The sequence below is a fragment of the Providencia alcalifaciens genome, from assembly GCF_915403165.1.
Classification (GTDB): Bacteria; Pseudomonadota; Gammaproteobacteria; order Enterobacterales; family Enterobacteriaceae; genus Providencia; species Providencia alcalifaciens_C.
Map to the genome: position 1 here is coordinate 2,254,618 of NZ_OU659204.1, position 20,093 is coordinate 2,274,710.

Annotated in this window: 20 protein-coding genes; 14 read left to right on the plus strand and 6 right to left on the minus strand. The window is 43.8% G+C overall.

What is annotated here, in order from left to right:
* The first annotated feature begins 254 nt into the window (after positions 1-254).
* The 9 genes from LDO73_RS10425 (at position 255) to LDO73_RS10465 (ending at position 8,970) form a co-directional block, all read left to right on the plus strand.
* Entirely contained in the window at positions 255-908 is a 654-nt protein-coding gene (locus tag LDO73_RS10425) for a hypothetical protein (RefSeq protein WP_224057823.1), read from the plus strand.
* Positions 909-1,041: 133 nt separating this feature from the next.
* Entirely contained in the window at positions 1,042-1,692 is a 651-nt protein-coding gene (gene rluE, locus LDO73_RS10430; RefSeq protein ID WP_224057824.1) for a 23S rRNA pseudouridine(2457) synthase RluE, read from the plus strand.
* Positions 1,685-2,134, plus strand: coding sequence for an NUDIX hydrolase (locus LDO73_RS10435; protein ID WP_224057825.1), 450 nt, complete (start codon positions 1,685-1,687; stop codon positions 2,132-2,134). The genes rluE and LDO73_RS10435 overlap by 8 nt, the downstream gene beginning before the upstream one ends.
* A gap of 83 nt (positions 2,135-2,217) precedes the next feature.
* On the plus strand, positions 2,218-3,339 hold the full coding sequence (mnmA, locus tag LDO73_RS10440) for a tRNA 2-thiouridine(34) synthase MnmA (RefSeq protein WP_224057826.1): 1,122 nt from the start codon (positions 2,218-2,220) through the stop codon (positions 3,337-3,339).
* Positions 3,340-3,341: 2 nt separating this feature from the next.
* On the plus strand, positions 3,342-3,968 hold the full coding sequence (hflD, locus tag LDO73_RS10445) for a high frequency lysogenization protein HflD (RefSeq protein WP_224057827.1): 627 nt from the start codon (positions 3,342-3,344) through the stop codon (positions 3,966-3,968).
* Positions 3,969-3,985: 17 nt separating this feature from the next.
* Positions 3,986-5,356, plus strand: coding sequence for an adenylosuccinate lyase (purB, locus tag LDO73_RS10450; protein WP_224057828.1), 1,371 nt, complete (start codon positions 3,986-3,988; stop codon positions 5,354-5,356).
* A gap of 199 nt (positions 5,357-5,555) precedes the next feature.
* Positions 5,556-6,230 (plus strand): two-component system response regulator PhoP, encoded by a 675-nt coding sequence (gene phoP / locus LDO73_RS10455; protein WP_224057829.1) that lies wholly within the window; start codon positions 5,556-5,558, stop codon positions 6,228-6,230.
* A 1-nt stretch (position 6,231) separates the two neighbouring features.
* A complete protein-coding gene (gene phoQ, locus LDO73_RS10460; protein WP_282560637.1) occupies positions 6,232-7,689 on the plus strand; it encodes a two-component system sensor histidine kinase PhoQ in 1,458 nt (485 codons plus the stop codon).
* 156 nt (positions 7,690-7,845) lie between these two features.
* Complete coding sequence (locus LDO73_RS10465) at positions 7,846-8,970, plus strand: cupin domain-containing protein (protein WP_224057830.1); 1,125 nt, start codon at positions 7,846-7,848, stop codon at positions 8,968-8,970.
* Between the two features lie 103 nt (positions 8,971-9,073).
* Here LDO73_RS10465 and pepT read toward each other — a convergent pair whose 3' ends face one another.
* On the minus strand, positions 9,074-10,318 hold the full coding sequence (gene pepT, locus LDO73_RS10470) for a peptidase T (protein WP_224057831.1): 1,245 nt from the start codon (positions 10,316-10,318) through the stop codon (positions 9,074-9,076).
* Positions 10,319-10,548: 230 nt separating this feature from the next.
* Here pepT and LDO73_RS10475 point away from each other — a divergent pair, with 230 nt between their 5' ends.
* The gene (locus LDO73_RS10475; RefSeq protein WP_224057832.1) at positions 10,549-11,259 is read left to right on the plus strand and encodes an SDR family oxidoreductase; all 711 of its coding nucleotides are present in this window, start codon (positions 10,549-10,551) and stop codon (positions 11,257-11,259) included.
* A 58-nt stretch (positions 11,260-11,317) separates the two neighbouring features.
* Here the strand turns inward: LDO73_RS10475 and cobB are convergent, their stop codons facing one another.
* Positions 11,318-12,142 carry a Sir2 family NAD+-dependent deacetylase gene (gene cobB / locus LDO73_RS10480; RefSeq protein ID WP_224061174.1) on the minus strand — a complete coding sequence of 275 codons (825 nt, stop codon included), beginning with the start codon at positions 12,140-12,142 and terminating at the stop codon, positions 11,318-11,320.
* Positions 12,143-12,431: 289 nt separating this feature from the next.
* Here cobB and LDO73_RS10485 point away from each other — a divergent pair, with 289 nt between their 5' ends.
* A complete protein-coding gene (locus tag LDO73_RS10485) occupies positions 12,432-12,929 on the plus strand; it encodes a TIGR00645 family protein (protein ID WP_224057833.1) in 498 nt (165 codons plus the stop codon).
* 71 nt (positions 12,930-13,000) lie between these two features.
* Here LDO73_RS10485 and LDO73_RS10490 read toward each other — a convergent pair whose 3' ends face one another.
* Positions 13,001-13,978, minus strand: a complete 978-nt coding sequence (locus LDO73_RS10490; protein ID WP_224057834.1) for an alpha/beta fold hydrolase — start codon at positions 13,976-13,978, stop codon at positions 13,001-13,003.
* 186 nt (positions 13,979-14,164) lie between these two features.
* On the opposite strand from LDO73_RS10490, the gene LDO73_RS10495 reads away from it, so the two are divergent.
* The 3 genes from LDO73_RS10495 to LDO73_RS10505 all read left to right on the plus strand — a co-directional run bounded on the left by LDO73_RS10495 (position 14,165) and on the right by LDO73_RS10505 (position 16,702).
* On the plus strand, positions 14,165-14,773 hold the full coding sequence (locus LDO73_RS10495) for a TetR/AcrR family transcriptional regulator (RefSeq protein WP_224057835.1): 609 nt from the start codon (positions 14,165-14,167) through the stop codon (positions 14,771-14,773).
* Positions 14,774-14,804: 31 nt separating this feature from the next.
* Positions 14,805-15,986, plus strand: a complete 1,182-nt coding sequence (locus LDO73_RS10500; protein ID WP_224057836.1) for an SGNH/GDSL hydrolase family protein — start codon at positions 14,805-14,807, stop codon at positions 15,984-15,986.
* Positions 15,987-16,150: 164 nt separating this feature from the next.
* Entirely contained in the window at positions 16,151-16,702 is a 552-nt protein-coding gene (locus LDO73_RS10505; protein WP_224057837.1) for a class IV adenylate cyclase, read from the plus strand.
* A 61-nt stretch (positions 16,703-16,763) separates the two neighbouring features.
* Here LDO73_RS10505 and lolE read toward each other — a convergent pair whose 3' ends face one another.
* From lolE to lolC, 3 genes are read right to left on the minus strand one after another with little or no spacing between them, the layout of a single operon-like run.
* A complete protein-coding gene (lolE, locus tag LDO73_RS10510; RefSeq protein ID WP_154603592.1) occupies positions 16,764-18,011 on the minus strand; it encodes a lipoprotein-releasing ABC transporter permease subunit LolE in 1,248 nt (415 codons plus the stop codon).
* Entirely contained in the window at positions 18,011-18,712 is a 702-nt protein-coding gene (lolD, locus tag LDO73_RS10515) for a lipoprotein-releasing ABC transporter ATP-binding protein LolD (RefSeq protein ID WP_224057838.1), read from the minus strand. Before lolD ends, lolE begins: the two co-directional genes overlap by 1 nt.
* A complete protein-coding gene (gene lolC, locus LDO73_RS10520; protein WP_224057839.1) occupies positions 18,705-19,907 on the minus strand; it encodes a lipoprotein-releasing ABC transporter permease subunit LolC in 1,203 nt (400 codons plus the stop codon). The genes lolD and lolC overlap by 8 nt, the downstream gene beginning before the upstream one ends.
* Positions 19,908-20,093: the final 186 nt, after the last annotated feature.

Below are 20,093 nucleotides of genomic sequence, written 5' to 3' on the forward strand. Positions count from 1 at the left end.
CGTACTGCTCACAGAAATTAATATATTGTCATATTATCTTTATGATTTAATAGATTTAATTAAATTATTAGCACTTAATGGTTTTAATGTGCGAAAAAACAAAACCCTATTGATTTTAAATCAATTTATATTATCCCGCGCGTAATTGAATTCTATTCAAACAAATAATGAAATACCACAATAGATTAAGAAAAATACATTTTTATTTATTAAAAATATAATTACTAATTCAAGATAAATATAAAGGTGAATATATGGAAAAATTATCTAACTTAATCAATTTAAAACAAGAAACCTTCTCGCAGCATCCATTTTTTCTGGGCTCCATTGACTCATCTTTACCCGTCAAAGAATCACTGGCATTTTTACCCAAACTTGCGTTTTTTATTTTGGCATTTGGCGATATTAACAAATATATTTTGCCCTTTGAAAATCCTAAAAATGATTTAGAAGCCGCCGTAAATGACCACGCTTTAGAAGATTCTGACCATTGGTATTGGTATATTGATGATCTCCGCACATTACGTATGAATGAACCACAACTTTTGACGGATACCTTAGTATGGTTGTGGTCCCCACAAATGGAAGATAACCGTAAGCTCATCTATGAATTAATCAGCGCTATCGCCAATCAACCGGCTAAAATTCGCTTAGCCGTCATTGAATGCATGGAAGCAACCGGGCGTACATTCTTCACTTACGTCAATCAAATCGCTAAATTATCGCCTGTACCACTTAAATATTGCGGAGCTCTTCATTTAGCTCACGAATCCGGTCATACGATGGGTAGTGACGCTGAATTAATTGATACTATTAATTATACGGATGAAGAGCACGTTCTTTGTGTGCATTTGATTGAGCGAATATTTACTGCTTTTACTCGTTTTATCGATGAAATAAATCAGTAACCATAAATCAAGGGGAAGCGGCTCACTGTTTGAGCATTCTTTCCCCTTGATGATCAAACAAAACGTCCTTACTTTATCGTCAAAATATCGCTATTCTATTGCGTATTACATGAATCACTCTCAGTAAATTATTATGAATGCACCTAATCGCAACCGCACCAAGTACACGTCCTCACCGTCAAAACCACGTCGTACATTGGCAACGAATTCATCTTCTCGCGGAACTCGCCCAACCCAACCACGCAAAGTGATTATTTTCAATAAACCATTTGATGTACTACCGCAATTTACGGATGAGCAAGGACGGGAAACGTTAAAAAACTATATTCCCATCTCTGATGTTTATGCCGCGGGGCGTTTGGATAGAGACAGTGAAGGTCTGTTAGTCCTCACCAATGATGGTCAATTGCAAGCCACGCTAACCCAGCCGCAGAAAAAAACAGGAAAAATCTACTATGCTCAAGTAGAAGGCATTCCCGATGAAAGCGCCCTCGCAAAATTTCGCAAGGGATTGCCCCTAAATGATGGACCCACTCTACCCGCGGGTATTGAGTTAGTCAGTGAGCCCGAGTGGTTATGGGCACGAGTTCCGCCAATCCGTGAGCGTAAGAACATTCCTACTTCTTGGTTGAAGATCACGCTTTATGAAGGAAGAAATCGACAAGTTCGTCGGATGACTGCCAATATTGGTTTTCCTACATTGCGATTAATACGCTATGCCATGGGAAATTTCACACTCGATAACTTATCTTCCGGCGAATGGAAGGAGGTCACTGTTGTTTAAACCCAATGTTACCGTTGCTACCATTGTCCATGCCCAAGGGCGTTTTTTAGTGGTTGAAGAGTGGGTGAATAATAAACCCACATGGAATCAACCTGCAGGACACCTTGAAGCCAATGAAACATTAGTACAAGCTGCCGTTCGCGAACTTTATGAAGAGACTGGCATTATTGGTGAGCCTCAAGCATTGGTTAAAATCCACCAGTGGATAGCCCCCGATGACACCCAATTTATTCGCGTCTTATTTTCCCTTGAACTGGATGCCCCCTGCGAAACCCATCCCCACGACGATGATATCAGCGCTTGTTATTGGGTTAGCGCAGAAGAAATTCTGACTAGCCAATGCCTTCGCTCCCCTTTAGTGGCTCAAAGTATCTGCTGTTACCTAGAAGGTACTCGCTATCCTTTAAGCGTTTTAGCCGCCTTCGGTGACCATTACGAGTAACATTATTATCCTAACGCTGGTGCAACAAGGGGGCAACGTGCTAAAGTATGGGGCTTGATTTTTCCGCATTGAGACTATTTCCCATGTCAAATAACAGTACCAAATCAGATAACAGCCAAATTAAGGTCATCGTCGGTATGTCCGGTGGTGTTGATTCATCCGTTTCCGCTTACCTGCTCAAACAGCAAGGGTATCAGGTGGTCGGTCTGTTTATGAAGAACTGGGAAGAAGACGATAACGAAGAATACTGCACCGCAGCGACTGACCTTGCTGATGCGCAAGCAGTATGCGACAAACTCGGTATCGAGCTGCGCACCATCAACTTTGCCGCTGAATATTGGGACAATGTATTCGAACACTTTTTAGAAGAATACAAAGCGGGTCGTACCCCAAACCCAGATATTCTGTGTAACAAAGAGATCAAATTTAAAGCTTTCTTAGAATTTGCCGCCGAAGATCTGGGCGCAGATTATATTGCAACGGGTCACTATGTTCGTCGCCGTGATGTTGATGGTAAAAGCCAGCTATTACGCGGCTTAGACAACAACAAAGACCAAAGCTACTTCCTGTATACCCTCAGCCATGAACAAGTGGCAAAAAGCTTATTCCCTGTAGGTGAATTAGAAAAACCTGAAGTCCGTCGCATCGCCGAAGAAATTGGTTTAGTGACTGCAAAGAAAAAAGATTCTACCGGGATCTGCTTTATTGGTGAGCGTAAATTCCGCGATTTCCTCGGTCGCTACCTCCCTGCTCAACCAGGCCCAATCGTCACCGTTGACGGTGAAACCATTGGCCAGCACGAAGGGCTGATGTACCACACATTAGGCCAACGTAAAGGATTAGGTATTGGCGGCACCAAAGACGGTTCTGAAGAGCCATGGTATGTGGTCGATAAAGACGTTGAAAACAATCAATTGATTGTGGCGCAAGGTCATGAGCATCCACGTTTAATGTCTACAGGCTTAATTGCTCAGCAATTAGATTGGGTTGATAGACAAACATTAACTGAGCCATTGCGCTGCGTTGTTAAAACCCGTTACCGTCAAGCGGATATCCCTTGTACAATTACCCCATTGAGCGCCGAGAGAATCCAAGTCACTTTCGATTATCCGGTTGCGGCTGTTACTCCGGGACAATCTGCGGTATTTTATATCGACGAAGTCTGCCTCGGTGGCGGCGTTATTGAAGCCCGTATTCAGGAGTAAATGTGGCGAAAAACTATTACGATATCACGCTAGCCTTAGCGGGTATCTGCCAAGCAAGTCTGATGGTACAAAAGCTCGCTCATGAAGGTACCTTTAATGAGCAAGATGGTAAAACCATGGTCGATAGCCTGACCAACATGAATCCATCCACCACGCTGGATGTATTCGGTAATGACGAAGCGAATTTAAAAACCGGTTTAACTGCCCTGCTGGGTATGTTGACCGGGGGTAATAGCGGGATTTCTGCAGAGATGACCCGCTATATGCTTAGCATCATGGCGCTAGAGCGCCGCTTAAGCAAAGATGACAATGCAATGAACCAACTCGGTCAGCGAATTGAGCAACTTGAGCGTCAAGCCAGCTATTTCGAACCGATGTCTGAAGGTGTTTTTAATGCACTCGCCGGAATTTATGTGGATGTAGTTAGCCCAGCAGGTCCCCGTATTCAAGTGACCGGCTCCCCTGATATTCTGAAAAACACCGTTGTTCAAGCCAAAGTTAGAGCCACATTGCTCGCAGGTATTCGCTGCGCCGTTCTCTGGCAGCAAGTTGGTGGAAGTCGCCTCCAACTGATGTTTTCTCGAAGCCGTCTGTCTAATCAGGCGAAACAAATTTTGTCTCACCTATAAATCTGGAGTTGCTACCAATGGAATTATCCTCACTGACCGCTGTATCCCCGATTGACGGCCGTTACGGTGATAAAGTCAGCGCTTTACGCACTATTTTTAGTGAGTTTGGCTTACTGAAATTTCGTGTGCAAGTTGAAGTTCGCTGGCTGCAAAAACTGGCTGCAACCGCTCAAATCAAAGAAGTTCCTTCATTTGATGCTGACGCAATCGCTTACTTAGATGAAATCGTCACAAACTTCTGCGAAAAAGATGCAATGCGTATCAAAGAAATTGAGCGCACAACTAACCACGATGTTAAAGCAGTAGAGTATTTCCTAAAAGAAAAAGTGGCGCATATTCCTGCTCTGCATGCGGTCTCTGAATTTATTCACTTTGCTTGTACGTCTGAAGATATCAATAACCTGTCCCATGCATTAATGCTGAAAACCGCTCGTGAAGAGGTTTTACTGCCACAATGGCGTCAAATCATCGATAAAGTTAAGGCGATGGCGCACGAATACCGTACTTTACCTTTACTGTCACGTACTCATGGGCAACCAGCAACACCATCCACTATCGGTAAAGAATTTGCTAACGTTGCGTACCGTTTAGAGCGCCAATTCCGCCAGTTAGAGCAAGTGGAAATTTTAGGTAAAATCAATGGTGCGGTCGGTAACTATAACGCCCACATTGCCGCTTACCCAGAAGTTAACTGGCACGAATTCAGTGAAACATTTGTGACTTCACTGGGTATTCAATGGAACCCGTTCACCACGCAAATCGAACCGCACGACTATATCGCAGAACTGTTTGATTGTGTTGCACGTTTCAACACTATCGTGTTGGACTTTGACCGTGATATATGGGGTTATGTTGCTTTAAATCACTTTAAGCAAAAAACCATTGCAGGTGAAATTGGCTCATCCACCATGCCACACAAAGTTAACCCTATCGACTTCGAAAACTCAGAAGGTAACTTAGGTTTAGCAAACGCGGTATTAGGTCATTTAGCAAGCAAATTGCCAGTTTCTCGCTGGCAGCGTGACCTGACTGACTCAACCGTTCTGCGTAACTTAGGTGTCGGTTTGGGTTATGCCCTGATTGCTTACCAGTCCACAATGAAGGGCTTGAACAAGTTAGAAGTTAACGAGCAGCACTTATTGGATGAATTAGATCAAAACTGGGAAGTGTTAGCCGAGCCAATCCAGACTGTAATGCGTCGTTATGGCATCGAAAAACCGTATGAAAAACTGAAAGAATTAACGCGAGGTAAACGCGTTACCGCTGAAGGCATGAAACAGTTTATCGATGGTTTAGAGCTTCCAGAAAGCGAAAAAGAGCGCCTGAAAGCAATGACGCCAGCCAACTACATTGGCTATGCCATTAATTTTATTGATGAAATCAAGTAATCAATAATTATTAAAACAGGCGGCATTCGCGTCGCCTGTTTTTCTTCTTTTCCAATTTTTCCAATAAATCTCAGATTCGACTATTTTTCCGATCTGTTTGACTTATATTTAGTTAAGATCTTGTTCCCTATCCCATCTCTTTCTACCATACTCATTATAATATTATCATTTGCATGCTTTCTTTATGTGAGGTTCTCAGATGCGCATTCTTATCGTCGAAGATAACGCCCTACTTCGTCACCATTTAACGGTTCAACTCAAAGAATTAGGTCATCAAGTGGATTCTGCTGAAGATGCAAAAGAAGCTGACTATTTTCTGAATGAAAGCCATCCCGATATTGCGGTAGTGGATTTAGGTCTTCCTGATGAAGACGGGCTTTCCATGATCAAACGCTGGCGCAGCAACCATGTAATCATTCCGCTTCTCGTCTTAACTGCACGAGAAAGCTGGCAAGAAAAGGTTCAAGCTCTCAATAGTGGCGCAGATGACTATGTCACCAAACCCTTTCAATTAGAAGAGTTGGTCGCGCGTATGCAAGCATTGATGCGCCGTAACAGCGGATTAGCCTCCCAAGTGCTTGAACTTGAAAACTTTGTGATTGACCTTTCCCGTAAAGAATTTACGGTCAACGGTGAGTCGGTCAAACTTACTGCATTCGAATATACAATTATTGAAACCTTGCTACGCAATAATGGAAAAGTGGTCAGTAAAGACTCCCTTATGCGCCAGCTTTATCCAGATGCAGAATTACGTGAAAGCCATACCATCGATGTGCTTATGGGGCGTTTACGTAAAAAAATCCAACAGTTCCATTCCCAAGAGGTAATTGTGACTGTTCGCGGCCAAGGCTACCGTTTCGATGTGAACAACTGATATGAAACTGAGTAAATTTAGGTTCAAACCCCTTTCTTTACAGGCGCGTTTTATTTGTGCGACGTCAGCTGTGATCCTTGCGCTAACCCTCGCCTATGGGATTGTGGCTGTTGTGGGTTATTTAGTCAGTTTTGATCGAACGACCTACACTTTGCTACGTAGCCAAAGTAACCTAATTTACAGCCTTGCTCAGTGGCAAGATAATAAAATTGATATTCGCGTTCCGCCAAACTTTACGTTGAACAATCCCTCGTTGATCATTATTTATGATAGAAATGGGCAAACCGTCTGGCGACAACGTGAAGTCCCCAGCGTCGAGCGCCTTATTCAACTCGACTGGTTAAAAAAGAATGGGTTATACGAAATTGATACCGATTTCGATGAAACGCGCCAATTGATGAACAATAACCCAGACTACAGCCATCGACTCAATGATATTGATAATATCGATGAACCATTAACTCACTCCGTTTCAGTTAACCAGTATTTAGAAACTGAAACCATGCCAGCACTAACGATTGTCGTCGTCGATACGTTACCTCAAGACCTACAAAGCACTGGCGTTGTCTGGGACTGGTTTGGTTACGTGTTACTCGCCAACTTTATACTGGTGATCCCGCTGTTATGGCTCGCGGCCTATTGGAGTGTGCGCCCCATTAAGTCACTGATTTCGCAAATTAGTAGTCTTGAAAAAGGGGAACGAGAAACGCTGGATGAAAACCCGCCAGCAGAGTTGCGAGGCTTAGTGCGGAATTTGAATATTTTGCTGAGCAACGAACGCAAACGCTATAGCAAATATCGCACTACATTGTCCGATTTAACCCACAGTCTAAAAACGCCTTTAGCAGTGTTACAGTCCACATTGCGGCTTCTACGTTCAGGTAAGCAAATGACCATCGAACAAGCTGAGCCTATCATGTTAGAACAGATAGGACGTATTTCTCAGCAAGTTGGCTACTATTTGCATCGCGCCTCAAACCAAGGGGATGAAAACCTGATGCTGCGAGAAATCGCATCGGTACCTTCTATCTTAGATAGCCTCTCTAGCGCACTGCATAAAGTGTATCTCAACAAAGGTGTCTCCATCACCGTCGATATCTCCCCTGAAATCACATGGCTAGGTCAGCCCAATGATTTTATGGAAGTGATGGGCAATATTATGGAAAACGCCTGTAAATATTGCCTTGAGTTTGTGGAAGTCACCGCCCTTGCCGATCATGATAGTCTAACGATTTTTGTGGATGATGATGGCCCTGGCGTTCCTGAAAGTAAACGCAGCATGATATTTATGCGCGGGCAACGCGCTGATACCCTGCGACCGGGGCAAGGTTTGGGGCTATCGATTGCGGTAGATATCATTGACCAATATGATGGTGAAATTACCATTTCGGATAGTCCACTTGGTGGTGCTCGCGTCGCCGTCACCTTTAGGCAGCAAGCGGTGATTGAAGATAGCTAGGTCATTGATGAAGATAATTAGGTTGTGAATGAAAATAATTCGTTCATCCGTGTATGAAGATGGCTAATCTGTGAACTGACGCCCTCTAAGCCCTGTTTTACGATCCATTTCCGGTATACTATTTAGGAAGTTTTGTCATAACTAGGGAACAATAAGATGGATTATAAACTGAATCTTGACTGGCAGAGTTTTCTGGACAGTCATTGGCAGAAACGACCTCTGCTTATCAAACAGGGTTTTACGCGTTTTATTGATCCTATCTCGCCTGATGAACTCGCGGGATTAGCGATGGAAGATGAGGTTGATAGCCGTTTAGTCAGCCATCAAAATGGGCTCTGGCAAGTCGCCCACGGTCCATTCGAGAGCTACGACCATTTAGGTGAAGAAAACTGGTCAATCTTGGTTCAAGCGGTTGACCACTGGCACCACCCAAGTGCCCAACTGATGAAACCTTTCCGAGTCCTTTCTGACTGGCGTATGGACGATTTAATGATCTCCTACTCTGTTCCGGGTGGTGGTGTAGGGCCTCATCTCGACCAATATGATGTATTCATTATTCAAGGCGAAGGTCGTCGCCACTGGCGTGTTGGGGAAAAAATCCCAATGAAACAGCACTCCCCACATCCTGACTTACTGCAAGTACAGCCTTTTGATGCCATCATCGATGAAGAGATGGAACCCGGTGATATCCTGTATATTCCACCTGGATTCCCCCACGAAGGTTATGCCATTGAGCCATCACTGAATTATTCTGTCGGTTTCCGTGCACCCAATGCCCGTGAATTAATGAGCAGCTTTGCTGACCATTTAATTTCCAATGATTTAGGCAGCTACCGTTACAGCGACCCTGACCTTTCTTTCCGTGATAATCCGGCAGAAATTTTGCAAGGCGAACAAATTAAGCTGCGTGAAATGATGGAATCACTGATTCATGATCCAGAACTATTCCGTAAATGGTTAGGTGAATTTATTTCTCAATCACGTCACGAGCTGGATTTAGCACCGCCAGAGCCACCTTATGAACAAGATGAGATTTATAATTTATTAAAAGACCAGCAAGAAACCCTATATAAACTCAATGGGTTGCGCGCTCTTCGTGTTGGCGATCAGTTCTTTGTTAACGGTGAGTCTTTAGAGACTAAATGCTATGAAGCCGCAGATAGCCTGTGCCGTTTCGATGCGGTCAACCATGCAAATCTCAGTGATGCGTTAGACGATGTCAATTTTATCGCCTTAATTACTGCGCTGATTAATAGCGGATATTGGTATTTTGACGATTAATTATTCCTATAATTAACAGCCAAAGACAGCAAATGCCCCGAATATCATTACTTCACATCGGGGCATTTTTATTACCATTTTTTATATTAAAAACGCATCAAAACTATTTATTCGTATTACGTTTTGCATGGATAGCCGTTAATTCCGCAATTCGCATGATTACGCTTACCGCCTGCTCCATTCCTTCTTGAGTAATAAACTCATGTTTACTATGGAAGTTATAGCCGCCAGTGAAAATATTCGGGCATGGTAAGCCTCGGTATGATAGCTGCGCGCCGTCCGTTCCCCCACGAATAGGCTTGATAACAGGTTCAATCTCGCAGTCCAGCATCGCTTGTTTAGCTAATTCCACAACATGCGGATACTTCATCACTTCTTTATGCATATTGTAGTAGCTATCATCCAATGTCAGCTCGATATAGCAGCTCGGGTGCAGCCCTTCCCCCACCTTTTCTGCGATACGAATAATATTTTTCTTTCTCGCTTCAAAATTGGCTAAGTCAAAATCACGGATAATGTAGTTCATTTCCGCTTTTTCCACGTTCCCCTTAATGGACGTTAGGTGATAAAAACCTTCGTAGCCTTCCGTATTTTCAGGCGTTTCATCCGGCGGTAACATAGAATGAATTCGCGTTGCTAAACCCAACGCATTGACCATCACACCTTTGGCGCTACCAGGATGGGTATTGTTACCCACAATTTTGATAGAGACGTTGGCAGCGTTAAAGTTTTCGAATTCGAGTTCACCGACGCCACCACCATCAACGGTATAAGCCCAGCGAGCATCAAACTCTTTAAAATCGATATGTTGTGCACCACGACCAATTTCTTCATCTGGCGTAAAGGCAATACAAATTTTTCCGTGTGGAACATTTTGCCCTTCTAAACGCACAATCGCGGTAATAATTTCTGCGATACCCGCTTTATCATCCGCCCCTAATAAGGTTTTGCCGTCTGTCATAATTAGCGTTTTGCCAATCATTTCGTGCAATACAGGGAACATAACGGGGGATAAAACTTCATCACCAATGCCCAGAGCAATATCGCCACCACGATAGTTCTCAAGTACTTGCGGGCACACATTTTTGCCCGAATAATCTGGGGCGGTATCTAAATGCGAAATGAAGCCTATCGCAGGCACATCCCAATCGACATTGGATGGCATGATAGCCGTTAAACAGCCATGTTCCGACAGCGTCACTTTTTCAAAGCCAAGGATATTCAATTCTTTGGCTAACGCGCGGGCAAATTTTAGCTGGCCAGTGCTACTAGGTACTGTTTTTGCATTCAGTTTTGATTGTGTATCAAACGCAGTGTATTCAAAAAACCGCTCCAAGAGTTTGTCCATACTTCCTCCCCCTAAATATCAATGGGGATATTATGGGAAAGATCACAGAAACAATTATTGTTTCAAATCAGATTTGCAGCTAAAGAGTGAGGAAGATAACTAATTAGTTTAATTTATTGTTCATTTTGGGCTGCACTTTTGGATAACACGACGCGTTAGGTACCATGTTATATAATGACTATCTTATATAACTAAATGCGCTATAGCATGATCCCTAAGGTGGGAATACGATGGCAAAAACATTTTTAATTTACGGTGTTAGTAAAGGGTTAGGTAAAGCATTAGTTGAAGGAGTGCCTGAGCAAATCGATACTGTGTATGGTGTTTCTCGCTCTAAACCCCCTTTTAGCGATGCGCAATTTCACTGGATATCAGCTGACCTTAGTGATCCACAATCGGCTTCAACCATCAAAAAGCATTTAGGTGAACACCCCATTGATGCCCTAATTTATAATGTCGGCATTTGGGAAAAGCTCGCCTTTACTGAAGAATATGATTTCGAGTCCACCAGCGATATTGAATTACTCACCATGATCCAAACCAATATCAGTGCCTGCCTGTTGAATTTGAAAGCATTACTCAGCAACTTGCGTTTAGGCACCAATAGTAAAATTATTTTAATTGGCTCTACGTGGGGGTTGGATAATCATAATGGCAAAGAGGTCACCTTTAGCGCGACCAAGTATGCCCTACGCGGGATTGTGCAATCACTGAGAGAAACCTTGCGCCAAGATAATATCGGTATTTCTATTTTGAACTTAGGTTATCTCGCTACGGAATATCCGTTATCCATGCCCGTTGATGAGGTAATTGCAAAAAGTGAAGGGGCGTTAATTCCGCTGCAAGATGTGGTGAATGCCGTGCGCTTTATTCTTAGCACCAGCAGCGCCACCTGTGTAAAAGAAATTACTATGCCTGCCATGTTGGATGAAAACGTGTGATATCAGCCTAATTTACTCAGTGCATAAAATACGGGAGCTAAAAAGCTCCCTTTTATCTTTATTCTTCGTTAGTTAACTTTGCCAACAAATCATCCACATATTCACTGACCACTTTACTCGCCAGCCCATAATGGCGCTCTTCAAATTCGCTTTCCACTTGGCTTGGTTCTAAATTCAATTGCACGGTGTGAGCGCCTTGTAAACGCGCTTCATGCACAAACCCTGCCGCAGGATAAACATGCCCCGATGTCCCGATGGAAATAAACAGTGTAGCTTCCCCAAGTGCTTGGTAGATTCTATCCATTTCAAACGGCATCTCACCAAACCACACAATATGCGGGCGTAACGGCTGTGGGAACTGGCAGCAGTGGCAACGCTCTTCTACGGATAAATCCCCTTTCCATTCGAGGACTTGGTTTGACCAATTACAACGTACTTTTAATAATTCACCGTGCATATGCACGACGCGCTTGCTACCCGCTCGCTCATGTAAATTATCAATATTTTGGGTCACTAGTAGGAATCTATCCCCGAGCGCTTGTTCTAATTTTGCTAATGCGTAGTGCGCTGAATTCGGTTGAATATTCTCTTGTTGCAACTGGCGACGACGTTCATTGTAAAAACGCTGAACTAATTGTGGATCACGGGCAAAGCCTTCGGGCGTTGCCACATCTTCCACGCGATGCTCTTCCCATAAACCATCAGCCGAACGGAAGGTTTGGATCCCTGACTCTGCAGAAATACCCGCACCGGTTAATACAACCACGTTAATGTTTTGCATACTGAGCAGTCTATTATCAATGTAGTAAGAACGATTGCGAAGTCGCTGACGGCGTTTACATTTATTTTTACTTATTTTTTTCAATCTACGGCGAAATCGCAACATCGGAAATTTCCTTTCATCCTTGCAGTGAATTTGTCGGTGTAAAAAGTGAAAGTATAAACATGGTAAATTATGTTATTTATACATAATTTGGATAGTAACATACTAAAACCCATCATCTCCTGCAAAGTAAAACAAATATCTCAATAACCTCGATTTAATAACTTTTTTATCATCAAAAAGACATTTTTTTCACTTTCAGATGACAAAAAACTTTATCCCCATCACACCTAACGGCTAAAATAGCCGCCATCTCACTATTTTGATTTCTCTTATTTGAAGGATTTGCATGGAAAAGTTTTTTGAAAGAATGATGTACGCTTCACGTTGGATCCTTGCGCCCATTTACTTGGGGCTATCACTGACATTGCTGGCGTTAACCATCAAATTTTTCCAAGAAGTATTTCATATTCTGCCAAACATCTTTAGCATTCCAGAATCTGATTTGATCCTCACTCTGCTATCTCTCATTGATATGGCGCTGGTGGGTGGGTTACTGGTGATGGTGATGTTCTCAGGTTACGAAAACTTCGTCTCCCAATTAAATTTGTCTGATCACCATGAAAAGCTGAATTGGATTGGTACCATGGATGCGACGTCGCTGAAAAATAAAGTGGCCGCCTCCATTGTCGCTATCTCATCCATCCACTTATTAAAGATTTTCATGAACCTCAAAAACGTCGAAAACGATAAGTTAATGTGGTACGTGATCCTTCATTTAACCTTCGTGCTGTCAGCGTTTGTGATGGGTTATTTGGATAAAATGACCAAAAAAGATAAGTATTAATCTCTCTCAATACATGCGGTTTCGCATAAAATAAGGGAAGCTCACTGACGCTTCCCTTTTTGTTTCAAATATTATTTTTTCAAAAACGGTAAAATATGGCTCATTAACTGCTCAGGGCACTCTTCCGTCACGAAATGACCACACTCCCCAAGTATCGCTCCTTGTAATTGGGTTGCTCGTCCCTGTAATGTCAATTGCGGTGCATCTCGGGTTGCCTGATCCGCCCCTATCGCCAATACCGGCATGGTGAGCTTTTTCTGCGCTCGCTGTTTATTTTGCTCAATCGTCTGTGGAATAGCGCGATAATAGGCAAACCCAGCTCGCAGTCCACCCGGTGAAGCATACGCATCAATATACGTCTGCGCGGCAACGCGATCACGGCGATAGGCCCAATTATCAAAAATAAAATTAAGATACTCGCGCTCTTTACCTGCCGTCAGCGTTTCCGGTAAATCACGCACTTGGTTAAACATAAAATGCCAGAGGAAAATATTCTCTTCAGGATCCACAAAAATACTCGGTGCTGGCGCTAACCCTGGAATAACCGCTTCTGTTAAGGCTATCTTTTTCACGTCGTCGGGATAATCACTTGCCAGCGCATACCCCACCCACATGCCAATATCATGCCCTATCACCGAATAGTGAGTATGGCCAAGTTGCTTCATCATTTCGTGCAATGTGGTTGCGGCAGCCCCCGTATCATAGCCACTGTCTGGCTTATCCGAATACCCTGTTCCTAGTGGATCGACTGCAATAGCGGTATAACCATTAGCAGCAAGCTCCGTCATCACATAACGCCATGTATACCAGGTCTGTGGCCAGCCGGGGATCAATAGGACAGGCTCCCCTTCCCCTGCGGTCACATAGTGAAGGCGCTGCCCGTTCACTTTCACATAATGATGTTTAAAGTTGGCTTCGTTCGCTTCAATGGTTGGAAGCGTAGCACTTACAACTGATTGAGTTAGGTTTCCTGCTGCTAACGTAGTAGTTGCCTGCAAAGAGAACGTCATCAGGGAAACGAGCAACACCTTTTTCAATACCGAATTCATATTTATTCCTACGCTTTTATGTGAGTAAAAAAGCCACTCATTCACGAGTTGCATTAATTGTTTGTCGATCAATAATGAATAGATTAAAGGCTATTTTAATTCTTTGTCAATCGATAAATAATATTATTTGTCATTCGACAAAGAAGTGATACTATGAGTGCATTATCATTCAGAGGAGCATTTGTTATGGCGGGAAGACCGAGAGAATTCGACCGAGACGCAGCATTGAATAAAGCTAAGCTTGTCTTTTGGCAGCGCGGTTATGAAGGCACGTCGATATCAGATTTAGTTTCTGCTCTGGGCATCGCTTCTGCTCGCATTTATGCGGCATTTGGCTCGAAAGAAAACCTATTTCGCGAAGCTATCGCCCTGTATTTGAGCCAAGAAGGGGCTTTTGCTGAAACTGCGTTACAAGAGCCCAATACGCGTCTAGCGATAGCGCAGTTACTAACCCAAGCTGTCGAAACTTACACCCAGCAAACGCATCCACAGGGATGCATGGTGGTTTTATCACTGACTAACTATGCCAGTGAAAATGAAAACATTATGTCTTGGCTGGCGAGTTACCGGAAAACCCGTACTACCGCCATCATAAAACGTTTAAATGAGGGAGTAACTCAAGGGGATTTACCCAAAGAAACGGACACGCAAGCACTTGGCGATTATATCTCAACACTCTTTCACGGCATTTCGATTCAAGCTCGCGACGGGGTGAGTAAAGCTCAGTTGCTCGCGATGGTTAACGTTGCGATGACAGGGTTTGATTCCTTTATCTCAACATCAACTGCCCACTGATTATAAATTTCAATTTTAGGAAAAAATCGCTATGTCCTCATTCGGTTCATCTCTCAGTCATACATGGGTTTGCACATGGCTTTCAACATCTCAACCCACCACCGGTGAGGCACTTCCGTTTCCGTTGGAGATCCCAACCTTATTGAATAACCAAACCCTACAACAAACACTGCGAATCACATTAGGCGGACAACAATTACGCCTGGTGTTTTCCAATCGTTATGGCACCCAACCCTTAGTGCTGGGTGAGAATGCCATTGCTGTAAAATCGCTATCTGGTAAGTCATGGAATGCGCCTGTTCTGTTTAATGGGCAATCTCGTGTTTCTATCCCTGTAGGGCAAGTGTTGTACAGTGATGAAATTATCCATCCCATTGACGATTTGTCTGAAATCACACTGCGAACCTATCTACCGGATCCTACGCTTGTAGAGACCTTTCATTGGGATGCACGACATTATTCTCAATTAACATCGGGTAACAGCGTTCATTCCAAAACGACAAAAGAAAGCCTACCAATTAGTTCACGTTTATTATTAGAGGCTGTTGAAATTCAGAATCAGGCACCAAGCCAAGCGATTGTTGTCATTGGCGATTCCATGGTGGATGGCAATGGTGTCGAAATGGGAGCTTATCACCGTTGGGTGGATTTTTTTGCTGAGCGTGCCGTTTCTCAACACACTTCGGTGATCAATGCGGGGCAATCGGGCTCCCGTTTACTCAAAGATGGAATTGGGATCAGTACATTATCTCGCTTTACTCGGGATGTTATTGAGCAAGCTGGCGTAACCACATGCATTGTACAAGTGGGTCTCAATGATATTGGGCTTGCACAAACCGCCCTAGCGCCTGCGGATATGACACCTTCTGCTAGCCAACTGATTGAAGGTTATCGTCAATTACTTGATATAGCGCATCAGCATAATATTCGCGTCGTCGGTGTCACGCTTGTTCCGCTACGTTGTACAGCCGAATATGGATTAGAGAACTTCTATACCCCTGAGAAAGAAGTTATTCGCCAAGAAGTGAACGAATGGGTACGCACCAGCAATGAATTTGACGCATTGATTGACAGTGAACAACTTGTGCGCGACTCACAAAATCCTCAACAATTAGCATTAATCTATGATTCTGGGGATCATCTCCACCTTAACCACGCAGGGCATCTGTTGGTTGCGGATTCAATTTCCTTTGATGCTGTTGTTGGGGTTTAAAACAGCCACTAGAGTTTAAAACCACAGGCACGAGAATAGCTTTTCGTGCCTAATTATTCCTCTATTCTTTGATACGGCTTAACATTATCTTCCGCCACGCCATCATTCCCTATGTTACTATTCACCTACCTAATCCATCATCTAAAATAGCCTTGGATAACCGAATGAGTGACCATTTTATCGGGAAATTTGAAGCCGAAATTAAGTTTAAATTACCCAATTCTGACACTTTTCTTAAGCAGCTTATCAATGACAATGCTGAAGCATTTACCGTCAATAATCATGAAGTTGATGACTTTTTTGACTATCCCGATGGGCAGTTAGCCGCGCAAAATATCAGTATGTCCGTGCGGGAGATGATACCGTCTGGGATCAAACTTTGGATAGTCAAAGGACCAAGCAGCTCAGAGTGTAAAGCGATTGATATTGCAGACTGCCAACATGTCAAAAATATGCTGACTACCTTGGGATATCAATGTTACCTAACGATTGCGAAACAGCGCAGCATCTATTTTCTGGATGATATTCATATCACCATTGATTACTTAGAAGGTATTGGTTGGTTTGCTGAATTTGCGATTATGACGGACGATGAGAGCGAGCTAGACAACTTATACACAAAGTTACTGTCTACCGCGCAACACTATGGTTTTACGGAAGCATTAATTGAAACCCGCAGCTACAAGCAGATGTACCTAGAGAGTTTGGTGAAATAATATTGCGTTAACTATTATTAGAAGAAATGAGGCGCGACTGTTGCTACTCGCGCCTTGTTGATTACTGACCGCTTAGAATTCGCGCCGGATCTAACTTACTTGCGCGTCTTGCTGGATACCAGCTGGCTAATAAGCTCAGAACAACCGTGGTGAACAGCACGTAAATCACGTCCATCACATGCAGTTCGGAAGGTAGGAAATCAATAAAGTAGACATCCCCTGATAAGATAGGATGACCGATAATCACTTCAAGTCCCTTAATCATCGTGGTTAAATTTAAGGAGATTAATACCCCCAGCACCACGCCGATAAGCGAACCAACCAGCCCTCCGATTAACCCATACCACAGGAAGATAGCGCGGATCTGTCTATCTTTTGCCCCTAATGTCCGCAGAACCGCAATATCGCTGCTTTTATCTTTGACGGCCATCACGAGCGTGGAGACGATATTAAAACAAGCGACCCCGATGACTAAAATCATCGCCAAATACATGACACTGCGAACCACTTGAATGTCGTTATACATATAGCCGTAATCGCCTATCCAGCTTTTCACCACCACATGATGCATGGTTTTCAGCCCTGCGTCATACACCACTTTATCGGCTTCGAAAGGATCTTTAGCTTTAATTTCAAAGCCGCTAATGCCGTTTCCATAGCCAAGATATTCCTGTGCGTCCGCCAGCGGAACTAAGGCAAGCTGATGGTCGAGTAGTCCACTTAAGCGGAAAATCCCCGTCACTTGGACACGAATACGCTTAGGCTGCTGAATTTTCATGCTGTCATCGGTATTTGGGATCATAATCGTCACCCAATCCCCGACTTTCACATTCAGCGAATTCGCCACCCCTTGCCCTAAAATGATAGACTGCTTACCCGCTTCAAAATGTTGCCACGCATCATTTAAGATAAACTCAGGCAAGGCACTGACTTGGGATTCTGTTTCATGAGAAACACCCATAATCTGGATGGCTTTCAGGTTCGCGCCGCGCTCAAGTAGTCCCGTGAAATTCACATAGGGGCTAACCCCTTGAACACCCGGCGTTTTGCGGATCACATTTTGCGCGAACTCCCAATCCTGATAAGGGGCTTCAACGGCGTAAATTTGCCCGTGAGGCACCACGGAAAGGACTCGGTTATTTAATTCTCGCTCAAAGCCATTCATGGCACTTAAGCCGATAATTAATACCGCAACACCTAAAACAATCCCAAGGGTCGAGACAATCGACACCAAAGACACCATGCCTGTCCTACGGCGTCCTCGGCTAAATCGCAATGCCGCTAGTAGCGTCAGAGGCATTTTAATCATTACATTGCCCCCAACGTAATTTCCTGTTGAAGATGACCATCACGCATTTCTAAACGACGGGATAGACGACTCGCCAGTTTCATATCATGGGTGACCACTAAAAATGCCGTTTTTTGCTTACGGTTTAACTCACCCAATAATTCAAAAATAGCATCCGCATTACGCAAATCGAGGTTACCTGTTGGTTCATCTGCCAGCACTAACGCAGGGTCATTCACCAATGCACGAGCAATAGCGACACGTTGACGCTCACCACCAGATAATTCAGATGGACGGTGATTGGCTCGGTGCTCTAACCCTACCGCTTTTAACATTTCGGTGGCTTTCGCAAACGCCGTTGCTTTCGCCACACCGCCAATTAACAGCGGCATCGCCACATTTTCCAGTGCCGTAAAATCAGGCAATAAATGGTGGAATTGATAAATAAAACCGAGGTCTTTATTACGAATTGCCGCACGGGCGTCGGAAGAAAGCTGGTTAATCTGCTGCCCACGAAAAATAACATTTCCTTGAGATGGCGTATCTAACCCGCCAAGTAAGTGTAATAAGGTACTTTTACCGGAACCTGAGCTACCCACGATAGCCATGGTTTCGCCTTCATTCATCGTGAAGCTGACATTCTTTAACACTTCTGTGGAGAGTGTGCCTTCTTGATAAATTTTGCTTAAATGTTCACAGACCAGAAGTGGTTGGTTATTCATATCGTAAAGCCTCAGCAGGTTGTACCGCTGCCGCACGCCAAGAAGGATAAAGCGTCGCCAGCAAAGAAATCAGCATTGCGCACAGCGCAATAATTAAAATACCCGGATAGTCGAGTACAATCGGGAGTGCCACTCCCCGCGGTAATAAGCCAATTAACGGCATAATCACATTTAATTGGCTCGACAGCAGCGTCCCCAGAACCGTACCAATTAATGTCCCGATAATGCCAGCACCCGCCCCTTGGATCATAAAGATAGTCAAAATTTTGCTACGTTTGAGTCCCAAGGTTTTCAATATCGCCACTTCACCTTGTTTTTCCATGACTAATAAGGATAACGACGTAATGATGTTAAATGCCGCCACTGCGATAATCAGGCTCAGCAGCAGGCCCATCATGTTTTTTTCCATTCTTACTGCTTGGAAAAATTCGCCTTTACGTTCACGCCAATCTGTCCAAACTAACCCTTCCGGCAATGTCTGTTTGCTCGCCACATCCACTTGCAGAGGTTCGTCCAGATATAAACGCCACCCAGTAATATTTCCGGTTGGGTAACGTAGCATTCGCGCTGCATCAGGCTGAGCAACAATCAATTCGCTCGTATCCGCTTCACCATTAGTTTGAAAAATACCCGCAACCGTAAATAAACGCTGACTAGGTATACGCCCCATAGGGGTTAATTGACTCACCCCTGGAATAATCAAACGCACTTGATCGCCGCGTTTCACGCCAAGAGTTTCCGCCAGCCGATTACCAAGAAAAACGTTGTATTCCCCATCGATTAAATCATGGCGATCACCGCTTATCAGCTTATCGAGTAATAAGGAGGATTCATCGGAACGGATCCCCCCCATCATGCCCACCCCCACGTTAGACCGGCTTTGTAAAACCACTTCCGACTGAACAATCGGTTCGATTTTCTTAACGCCTTTGAGGTTTTTTAATTCCGTGACGGGGTGTTGATTGGGGTCGATATTTCCAGTATTTGAGGTCAATATGGCCTGTGGCATATAGGCAAGTATGCTATCTTGTAACGAACGTTCAAAACCATTCATTACAGACGTCACGGTAATCAATGCCGCAACACCAAGAGTTATGCCTATCGCCGACAAACTGGATACAAAACGTCCAAATTTATCGACCGCGCGCCCACGCATATAGCGCAGACCTATAAAGAGTGAGACAGATTGATGCATGAAAACGTAATGTCCCTGTTGCCAAAGCGAAGTGTTCAGGGATAATAAAGGGTACGATTGATGAATGGAACCACCCAACCGCGCTTTTGTGGTTTTTTTTATTATAAATACTATTTGTTTAGATCACTTTCAGACTACTCAATGAGTTCTGTGGGTTGTTTAATTAATTTTTAATTGCCTAACTAA